General features: G+C 67.5%; 1 protein-coding gene. It reads right to left on the reverse strand.

The genetic code is table 11. From position 1 onward, the window contains the following. The coding region (locus A5708_RS07830; RefSeq protein WP_155765926.1) for a non-ribosomal peptide synthetase at positions 1-7,786 on the reverse strand (7,786 nt) is incomplete at both ends.

Here is a 7,786-nt window from a genome sequence, read left to right on the forward strand (position 1 = left end):
GGCGAAGTTCTGCCAGGCCAACACCACCTGGACCAGCGGGTGATGGGCGAGGCTTCGGGTCGGGTTGAGCCGCTCCACCAGCAGCTCGAAGGGCACGTCCTGGTGCTCGTAGGCGGCCAGGCTGCGCGCGCGCACCTGGGCCAGCAGTTTGGCCACGGTGGGATCACCGGTCAGATCGACGCGCAGCACCAAGGTGTTGACGAAGAACCCGACCAGCTGATCGAGTGCGGGATCATCACGCCCGGCGATCGCGAACCCGACCGCCACATCAGGACTGGCGCTGATCTTGGCCAACAACACCGCCAGGGCGGCTTGGACCACCATGAAACTGGTCGTGTTGTGCTCACGGGCCGCCTGCGCGACCCGGTGGTGCAGCTCGGCCGGCCAGTCCACGATCACACTGGCACCGCGGTAATCGGCCGCCGGCGGGTAGGGCCGGTCGGTGGGCAACGCCAGCCGCTCGGGCATCCCGGCCAGCGCCTGCTCCCAATACGCCAACTGCGCGGCGATCGGGCTCTCGGCATCGGCCACCTCACCGAGCTGGGCGCGCTGCCACAGCGTGTAATCGGCATACTGCACCGGCAATGGCGCCCACCCCGGGGCGTGCCCCGCACACCGGCTGGCAAAGGCCACCCCCAGATCAGCGACCAGCGGGGCCATCGACACGCCGTCGGCGGCGATATGGTGCATCACGGCCACCAGCACATGCTCGTCCTCGCCGACGCGGAAAAGCCTTGCCCGCAACGGGATCTCGGTCGCCAAATCAAACGAGTGATGCACCACCGCGCCGATCGCCTCACCCAACCGGCTCTCCGGCCAGCCGGTGGCATCTACAACCTGCCAACCGAGATCGACACCCTCGGCAGGGATCACCACCTGCTGCGGTACCCCCTCGACCGCGGGGAAGACGGTGCGCAGGCTTTCCTGGCGGGCCACCACGTCGGCCAGCGCCGCACCTAACGCCTCGGCATCCAGCCGTCCGCTCAGCCGCAACGCCGCCGCCATGTTGTAAATCGGTGAAGGCCCGAGCAACTGGTCGATGAACCACAACCGCTGCTGGGCAAACGACAACGGCACTACCGCCGGCCGCTCCACGGCCACCAACGGCTCGCGCCGCCCCCCGTCGGCACCGACGCGCAGCGCCAACTGAGCCACCGTGGGCGCCTCGAACACGGTACGCACCGAAAGATCGGCATCCAGACCCGTCTCGACCTTGGCGATCAGACGCATCGCCAACAGCGAGTCCCCACCCAGATCGAAGAAGGACTCGTCGACACCGACCCGCTCGAGCCCCAGCACCTCGGCGAACATGCCCGCCAGGATCTCCTCGACCGGGCCGGCCGCAGCGCGATAACCGGCATTCTGATACCCCGGTGCCGGCAGGGCACGGGTGTCGAGTTTGCCGTTGGGGGTCAGCGGCAGCGCGTCGATCACCACCACCGCGGCCGGGACCATGAAGTCCGGCAGCCGTTCGGCCAGCCGAATGCGGAGTTCGGCCGGATCCGCGATTCCGGTGACGTAGCCGACCAGGCGCTTATCGCCGGGGCGGTCCTCACGGGCGATCACCACCGCCTGCTCCACCCCATCCAATTCGGCCAAGGCCGCGCGCACTTCCCCGAGCTCGATGCGATAGCCGCGGATCTTGACCTGCTCATCAGCACGACCCATATACCGCAGCTGCCCATCGGTACCCCAGCGCACCAAATCCCCTGTGCGATACATCCGTTGGCCCGGCGCTCCCGCCTCGGACTGCGCGAATGGGCATGCCACGAACCGCGACGCGGTCAGCCCGGCCCGGCCCACATAGCCAACCGCGACGCCGCGACCGGCCACATACAACTCGCCGACCACCCCGGCCGGAACCGGCCGCAGCCACTCGTCGAGGACGAACAGCGCCGCCCCCGAAACCGGTGAGCCGATCGGCACCGCACCCGAGTCCGCGCTCAGCGGTGCACTGATCGCCACACACATGGTGGTCTCGGTGGGGCCATAGGCATTGACCATCACCCGCCCCGGCGCCCACCGATCCAAGACCTCGACCGGGCAGGCCTCACCGACCACCGCCAACGCCACCGACTCCAACCCCTCAACCGGCAATGCCGCCACCGCCGATGGAGTCTGTGTCAACACGCTGACCTGGTCAGCGACCAGCGCCCGGTGCAAGTCCTGCGGTGAACCCGTCACCGATTCCGACACCACCACTACGCGCCCACCGCGCAACAGCGCCCCGAAGATCTCCCACACTGAGACGTCGAACGCCAACGAATGGCACAGCGCCCACACCCCCGCGTCCGGCAGCCCAGCATCCAACGACCCCAACAGCTGCGTCACGTTGCGGTGAGTGATCGCAACACCTTTGGGCACCCCGGTAGTGCCCGAGGTGTAGATCAGGTAAGCGATATCGTCAGGGTCCGGCCCCGGCATGTGCAGGGCCCCAGTGGGCAGGGCGTCGATGCGTCGATCGTTGACGTCGATGACGGTCACGCCATGGCGTTCGAACCTCTCAGTCAGATCGGCGGTGGTGACGCCGACGACCGGCTTGGCATCGCCGAGCATGAAATCGATCCGGGTATCCGGCGACGAGGGGTCGATCGGCAGATACGCCGCCCCCGTCTTGAGCACCGCCAGGATCGACGCTACCGCCTCGGCCGACCGCGAAAACAGCAGTGCCACAGTCTGTCCCGGACCTGCGCCCGCAGCTGCGAGACTATGCGCCAACCGGTTCGAGGTTTCATCCAGCTCCCGGTAGGTCACCGACAGGCCCTCGCACACCAGCGCCACGGCGTCCGGGGTGCGGGTGACGTGGGTGGCGAACAATTCCGGCACCGACACCGCAACGCTCGACGGGCTGGCCAAGACCGCTTTATTACCAAGCTCTTCCAGCCGGGCGTGCTCGCCCTCGCCGAGCAGATCCACCGACGAGAGCCGCCGGGTCGGGTCGGCGGTGAGCGCCATCAACACGCGCTGCAACCGCGCGATCATCGCCTGGATGGTGTCCGCGTTGAATACGTCGGTGCGAAACTCCACGTGCCCGGAAATCCCGGCGGCCGCACCGGCCTCGGTCCAGTTTTCCTTGAGGAAGAAGACCAGATCCATTTTCGCGGTTTGGGTATCCGCGGCCAGGGGCTTGACCTGAAGATCACCCACACTCAGCCCGGTCTCGGGGACATTGACCTGTCCGGGGAAGTTGTTCCAGCCCAACATCACCTGCACCAGCGGGTGGTGGGCCAACGATCGCGTCGGGTTGACCCGCTCCACGAGCACCTCGAAGGGCACATCCTGGTGCTCATAGGCGGCCAGGCTGCGCCGTCGCACCTGGGCCAGCAGCTCGGCCATCGTGGGATCACCAGTCAGGTCGACGCGCAACACCAAGGTGTTGACGAAAAAGCCCACCAGTTCATCGAGTGCGGGATCGCGCCGCCCGGCGATCGCGAACCCCACCGCCACATCGCGGCTGGCGCTGAGCTTGGACAGCATCACCGCCAGGGCGGCCTGCATCACCATGAATCCGGTCGCGTTGTGCTCGCGGCCCACCCGAGCGACCTGCTGTTGCAACATCGCCGGCCACTCCACCGCCACCCTGGCCCCGCGCTGATCGGCCACCGGTGGGTAGGGACGGTCGGTGGGCAGCTGCAGCCGCTCGGGCATACCGGCCAGCGTCTGCTCCCAGTCAGCCAGCTGCGCAGCGATGCGGCTTTCACTGTCCTCGAGATCGCCGAACTGCGCACGCTGCCACAGCGTGTAGTCGACATACTGCACCGGCAATGGCGCCCAGCCGGGGGCGCGCCCCGCGCACCGGCTGGTGTAAGCCAAACCTAGGTCACGCAGCAGCTGCATCGTCGACCAGCCATCGGCGGCGATTTCGTGCAGCACGACCACCAGCACGTGCTCGTCATCGGCGACGCGGAAAAGCCGTGCCTGCAAAGGGATCTCGGTCGCCAGGTCAAACCGGTAGCGCACCGCGGCGACGATGGCTTCACCTAGCCGGTCTGCTGGCCAACCGGTGGCATCAATGACGTCCCAGCCGAAATCGGCCTGCTCGACGGGCACCACCAGCTGTTGGGGCACGCCCTGGATCGCCGGGAACAGGGTGCGCAGGCTCTCGTGACGGCCCACCACATCGGCCAGCGCCGCACCCAACGCCTCGGCATCCAGGTGCCCTCCCAGCCGCAATGGCACCACCACGTTGTAAACCGGTGACGGCCCGTGCAATTGGTCGGTAAACCACATGCGGCCCTGGGCAAACGACAACGGCACCACCGCCGGGCGCTCGACCGGCTTCAGCGGCTCCAGGCCCCCGCCCTTACCGATACGGGGCGCCAATTGGGCAACCGTGGGTGCCTCGAACACCGCACGCACCGAAATGTCGGCGTCCAGACCGGTGTTGACCGCGGCGATCAGACGCATCGCCGACAGCGAATCCCCACCCAGGTCGAAGAACGAGTCGTCGACCCCGACCCGCTCCAGCCCCAGCACCTGGGCGTAGATGCTGGCCAGGATCTCCTCGGCGGGGGTACTCGGCGCGCGGTAACTATCAGCACCCTGGTACACGGGGGCCGGCAAGGCTTTACGGTCGATCTTGCCCGAGGAGGTCATCGGGAACTCGTCGAGCACCACGATGTGCGTCGGCACCATGTATTCGGGCAACCACGCACTCAACTGTTGACGCACCGCGGTGACTTTGATGTTGGTCTGCGGGTCATTGGCGTAACTAGTGACTTGGTGGGACCCGACACGTGGCAGATACAGATCGGTCAGCGCCAGGGTCTGCTCAGCGTCAGCCGCAGCGATGAACACTGCATCCACGGTGCCCGGTTGCGCGCCCCAGGTGACCGCGACGCGATATCCGGCGGTCTCGCCAACGACGTGCAATTGTTCGGGGACAACGGCATTCGCGTCGTCGGCGTGGGCCAAGGCGTCGGCTAACGGGAGCCCGGCGGACAGGCCGCGTTCGACGTCGACGTCGCTCATCAGTCCGGCGCGAGGAACACCTGTGACGCGAACGGCGCCCGGACGCTCGGACATCAACCGGGTATGCAACCCGTCCAGACCCGCGCAGTGGGACCACGCCCAGCTGTCTACGGTGGCCAGTGAGCGCACCGGTGCCGGAGTTTTGTGGATGCTGACGTCGTAGCGGTACCGGTTGAGTTCGTTGTCGGCCATCCCGCGTTTGACTTCAATATCCAGCCCGACCGCCGTCGGCTGCTCAGCAGCCCAGGTAGTGAAAAACTCTGGGGCCAACAATAATTCGGGTTCGCCGAGCAGAGCGCGCTGAACGCGTTGACGAATCTCGGCGGCATCGGCGGCCTCGGTGCGGGCGCGCGCGACGCCAGTCTGGAACGCGCCCTGCAGGCTGTGGTTACGCACGTCCCCGATGAACAATGCTCCGCCCGGTGCCAGCAACCGCATCGCCACCGACATCACGTCGCGCAGATACCCCGCACTGGGGAAGTACTGGACCACCGAGTTGAGCACCACCACATCGAAATGGCCTTCCGGCAACCCCTCGGCCACATCCGCCGGCTGCACCCGCAACCGCACCCGGTCCCCCCACGGCTGCGCGGCCACCGCCGCCTGCAGCGTCTGGATCGTCGGCGCCGAAAAGTCCGTGCCCCAATACTCGGCACAGTTCGGGGCGATCTGGGACAACAGCAGCCCCGAACCCACGCCGAGCTCCAACACCCGCTGGGGCCGCAGGGCGTTGATGCGGTTCACGGTGGCCGAACGCCACTCCACCATTTCGTCGAGCGGAATCGGCTCGTCGGTGTAGCTGCTGTTCCAGCCACGGAAATCCATTCCGAACCCTGGCGCCTCGACCTCAGCGACGTACAGGTCGTCATACAGCTGTTGCCATTCTTCGACGATTTCGGCGTCATTATCGGCAATGCTGGTGTGCTCCAACGTGATGTAGCCGATCAAATGCGAACCGGTGTCGCTCTGATGCACGCTCGCCGCGGCCTGGGTGACCTGCGGGCAGGCCAGCAGGGTGTTTTCGATCTCGCCCAACTCGATGCGCTGGCCACGCAGTTTGATTTGGCTATCGGCCCGGCCGAGGTAATCCAGCGTGCCCTCCGCAGTCCAGCGGACCAGATCCCCGGTGCGATACATCCGCGCCCCGGGCTGCCCGTAGGGATTGGGCACGAACCGTTCCGCGGTCAACCCGGCACGGCCCACATAGCCTTGCGCCACCGCCGGCCCGTCCAGGTACAGCTCACCGACCACCCCGGGCGGGGCCGGGTTCAGCCGCGCATCCAGCACCAGCGCACACACCCCCGCAATCGGGGCGCCGATGCGCACCGGCTGCCCCGCCATCAGCGGCGCACAGGTAACCCAGATAGTGGTCTCGCTTGGGCCATAGCCGTTGAACATCGCCCGACCCGGCGCCCAGGCGGCCACCACCTCATCCAGGCAGGCCTCCCCCACGGCGATCAGCGTGCCCAGCGCGTCCAGGCGGGCCCGATCCAGCGACGACAACACCGTCGGGGTCAGAATCGCCGCACTGACCCGCTGGTCGTGCATCAACCCGGTCAACGCCTCCCCGGCGTACACCCCCGCCGGTGCGACCACCAACGCCGCCCCCGACGCCGCCGCCAGCAACAGCTCACCGACCGAGGCATCGAAAGTCGGCGCGGCCACCATCAGCACGCGCGCATCCGCGCCCAACCCGAACATCGCGCGTTGCGCCGCCGCCCACCCCAGCAGACCGGCGTGGCTCACCGCCACGCCCTTGGGCACACCGGTGGATCCGGACGTGAAGATCACATACGCGCCGTCGTCGGTCCCCGCTGGCGCCAGCCGCTCCGCGTCAACGATCGGATCCACGCGGTACCCGGTCAGGTCCAGATCATCGATGCGCAGCACCGGGCGCGCCCCGGCGACCGTGTCAGCGCTGCACGTCAACACACACACCGCGCCCACCGCGTCGAGCACCGTCGCGGTCCGCTCCACCGGATGGGTCGGGTCCACCGGCGCATACACGCCACCGGCCTTGACCACCGCCCACCAGGCGACGACCAACTCCACACTCCGGCCCATCGCCACGCCCACCGCGCGCTCGGGACCCACCCCCGCCTCAATCAATACGCGCGCCAACCGGTTCGACCATTGATCAAGCTCGCGGTACGAGAACTCCCGGTCACCGTCGATGACGGCCACCGCGTCCGGGTCGGCAGCCACCGCCGCCGCCAGCAACGTCGGTGCCAGCCCCACCGGCGCGGCCACTCCAGCACCCGACCAGCCCGACAGCACCAGATCACGCTCGCCGCGATCCAGCAGCGACACCTCGCCCACCGCTACCGAGGCATCGGCCACGACCGCCTCGATCACCCGGCCGAACCAGCCGACCAACCGCTCAATGGTGGACCGTTCATACAGATCCGTGGCATACATCATCAGTCCGGCGGCCATCGGCGCATCCGAATCCTCGCCGGGCACCTCGCTCAGCTCGATGTCCAGGTCGAACTTGGCGGTGCGGGTAAACACCGCCAGCTGCTCGACGCTGACCCCCTCCAACGTCATCTCGGGGCGCGCATTGTTCTGGAAGACCAAAAGCACCTGAAACAGCGGGTGATGCGACGCCGAGCGCACCGGGTTAAGCTGCTCGACCAGCAGCTCGAACGGCACATCCTGGTTGCCGTACGCATCCAGCGCCTGCTGGCGCACCTGCTCGAGCACGTCGCTGAACCGCTGCGCGGAACTCACCCCTACCCGCAACACCCAGGTGTTGACGAAAAACCCGACGAGCTCATCCAGCGCCGCATCCATCCGCCCGGCGATCGGCGCGCCC

The organism is Mycobacterium colombiense (assembly GCF_001672755.1).
Classification (GTDB): Bacteria; Actinomycetota; Actinomycetes; order Mycobacteriales; family Mycobacteriaceae; genus Mycobacterium; species Mycobacterium colombiense_C.